Annotated in this window: 3 protein-coding genes; 1 reads left to right on the top strand and 2 read right to left on the bottom strand. The window is 69.4% G+C overall.

Translation table 11 applies throughout. From position 1 onward, the window contains the following. Window positions 1–478: 478 nt before the first annotated feature. The gene (locus tag AC1DU4_RS06530; protein ID WP_477838232.1) at window positions 479–811 is read right to left on the bottom strand and encodes a hypothetical protein; all 333 of its coding nucleotides are present in this window, start codon (window positions 809–811) and stop codon (window positions 479–481) included. Window positions 812–998: 187 nt separating this feature from the next. Between AC1DU4_RS06530 and AC1DU4_RS06525 the strand changes: the two genes are divergently transcribed. After that, window positions 999–1,337 carry an RNA polymerase-binding protein RbpA gene (locus AC1DU4_RS06525; protein WP_072844647.1) on the top strand — a complete coding sequence of 113 codons (339 nt, stop codon included), beginning with the start codon at window positions 999–1,001 and terminating at the stop codon, window positions 1,335–1,337. 133 nt (window positions 1,338–1,470) lie between these two features. Here AC1DU4_RS06525 and lnt read toward each other — a convergent pair. Then, window positions 1,471–2,470 (bottom strand): apolipoprotein N-acyltransferase (gene lnt, locus AC1DU4_RS06520; protein WP_477838231.1); only part of this gene is annotated, 1,000 nt, incomplete at its 5' end.

Below are 2,470 nucleotides of genomic sequence, written 5' to 3'. Positions count from 1 at the left end.
CGTAATCCCTAGGGCAATGAGGCGTGCGATTGCTCTTGCGGCGTGTCGCTTCTTCCTTTTCTAAAGGGTATCGAGATGCGAATGTTGCCGTGCTGGTTTGTCGATACCACGGGTTCGGGACCGCGTTGGTTCGAAGGACGACGACAGAAGTCGGGTGCTGCAGAAGGTGTGTGCGCGACGGTGGTCGGCATTGTGTTCCCCCCAGTCGGGTGGGTGCGTAGGTGCATGGCTCTCTGTCACACCAGCCTCGCCCTGGACGGGGCCTGCCGACAGACACCCAAGGTGGTTACCTCGCCACCCCCCGAGTGGCAGTGACCGACCCCGCGAAGCTCTCTCCGCCGCAACAGTGACGCGTGCGGCATGGCGCCTCGCGGGTGTGTCGGGTCACCGTCCTTGACGCTACCCGCCGGCACATGAACTCGCATAAGCGCAGTTCATGCCGTGTTTGCTCCTGTCACGTGTTTCAGAGTCACGTGTCTCAGCGGAGTCGTTCGGCCTCTCGCGCGAGGTCGAGCAGCGTGGCGCACAGCGCGGCGAGTTCCGCCGGCGAGGCGCTCTCGGCCGCGGCCGTGGCGACGTCCTCCGCGGCGCACCGGACCTCGAACATCCGGTCCATCACCGCCGTCGCCTCGTCCGCGGTGAGCACCACGGCGTCGGGCGCGATCGCGGTGCCCTTCACCGCGACGCGCTGCTCGTAGGCGCGCTGTCGACAGGACTGGCGGCAGTACCGGCGTCGCCGGCCCATGCCCGCGTCGGGCACCTGTCGACCGCACCAGACGCACGATTCGGGTCTTCTCGAAGGGCCAGCCACAGTCGGCCACTGTACTGTGCGGGGCCGTCGTCCTCACCCGGTAAGGTGGTGGTCGATTCTGCGCGCCGTACGGGAACCAATCGGATTTCCGTGACGTTGTAGATGAGTGTGAACGCTTGGTCCGCCGATTTCAGGCGCGCTCGCGTGACCAGAGCTTTGTAGGGCAAGCGGAGGAGAGGACACCACCATGGCAGATCGCGTACTTCGAGGCAGCCGACTCGGCGCAGTGAGCTACGAGACGGACCGTGACCACGATCTGGCGCCTCGACGTATGGCCCGGTACCGCTGCGACAACGGCGAGGAATTCGACGTCCCGTTCGCCGACGAGGCGGAGATCCCCGGTACCTGGATGTGCAAGAACGGCCTCGAGGGTCAGCTCCTCGAGGGCACCGCGCCGGAGGCCAAGAAGGTCAAGCCCCCGCGCACCCACTGGGACATGCTGCTCGAGCGTCGCTCGGAGGCAGAGCTCGAGGAGCTGCTCAAGGAGCGGATGGACCTGCTGAAGACCAAGCGCCGCGGAGCGTAGCGGAGCCGGCGTCTACGGACGCAGCGCCGCGGAGCGTAGCGGAGCCGGCATCTGTTGGCGCCTGATCGAACACTGAACGCCCCGGAGGACTTCCTCCGGGGCGTTCAGTCGTCTCTGGGCAAGGCCACCGCGTTCATGCCGCGGTGTCGGCCGCCTCCGGGGCTTCCGGCGCCAAGCGCCGGCGGCGCACCACGGCGACGGCCGTGGCGAGGGCCGCCGCGATGCACAGTAGGTACTCGGGGATCGAGCCGAGCCGGGTCGCGAGGGTGGTCGTGGCCCGCAGCGGGACCTCCGCGACGAGCGTGGTCGGGGCGAACAACGGCGACGACTGCTGGACCGACCCGTCCGGGGCGACGATCGCGCTGACCCCGGAGGTGGCGGCCACCACCACGGCCCGGCCGTGCTCGACGGCCCGCACCCGCGACATGGCCAGCTGCTGGTAGGTCATCTCGGTGTCGCCGAAGGTCGCGTTGTTGGTCGGCACCGCGATCAGTTGCGCGCCGTCGCGCACCGCCTCGGTGAGGGCCCGGTCGAAGGCGACCTCGTAACAGGTGGCGACCCCGACGGGAATCCCGGCCGCGTGCACCACCCCGTTCCCGTCGCCCGGCACGAAGTTCCCGGCCTTGTCCGCGTACGAGGACAGGTGCCGGAAGAAGTCGCGGTACGGCAGGTACTCGCCGAACGGCTGGATGATCTTCTTGTCGTGGCGTTCCTGCGGACCGGTGTCCGCGTCCCACACGATCACCGAGTTGGTGGTGGTGCCGTCGCCGTTGACGAGCACGGCGCCGACCAGGATCGGCGCGCCCACGGCCCGCGATGCGGCGCTGATCGCGGTCGCCGCGTCGGCGTTGCGCAGCGGGTCGATGTCGGAGGCGTTCTCCGGCCAGACCACGATGTCCGGCCGGGGTTGGCGGCCGGCGTCGATGTCGTCGGCCAGCCGGACGGTCTCGCGGACGTGGTTGTCGAGGACCGCGCGGCGCTGTGCGTTGAACTCGAGCCCGAGCCGGGGCACGCTGCCCTGGATCGCGGCGACGGTGACGGTGCGGTCGTCGGCGCCGGCGTCGGTGGCGGCCATGTCGGGCAGGGTGGGCCAAAGGGCGGCGGCGAGCAACGGCATCGCCGCGGCCCAGGCG

It is taken from the genome of Rhodococcus sp. P4_F5 (assembly GCF_056401315.1).
The sequence above is the reverse complement of the archived record's forward strand: the minus strand, read 5'-3'. Positions and strand labels throughout refer to the sequence as shown.

Bases quoted from the DNA above. Each gene is read 5' to 3' on its own strand.
- AC1DU4_RS06525 (WP_072844647.1), top strand. From the start codon at position 999: ATGGCAGATCGCGTACTTCGAGGCAGCCGACTCGGCGCAGTGAGCTAC.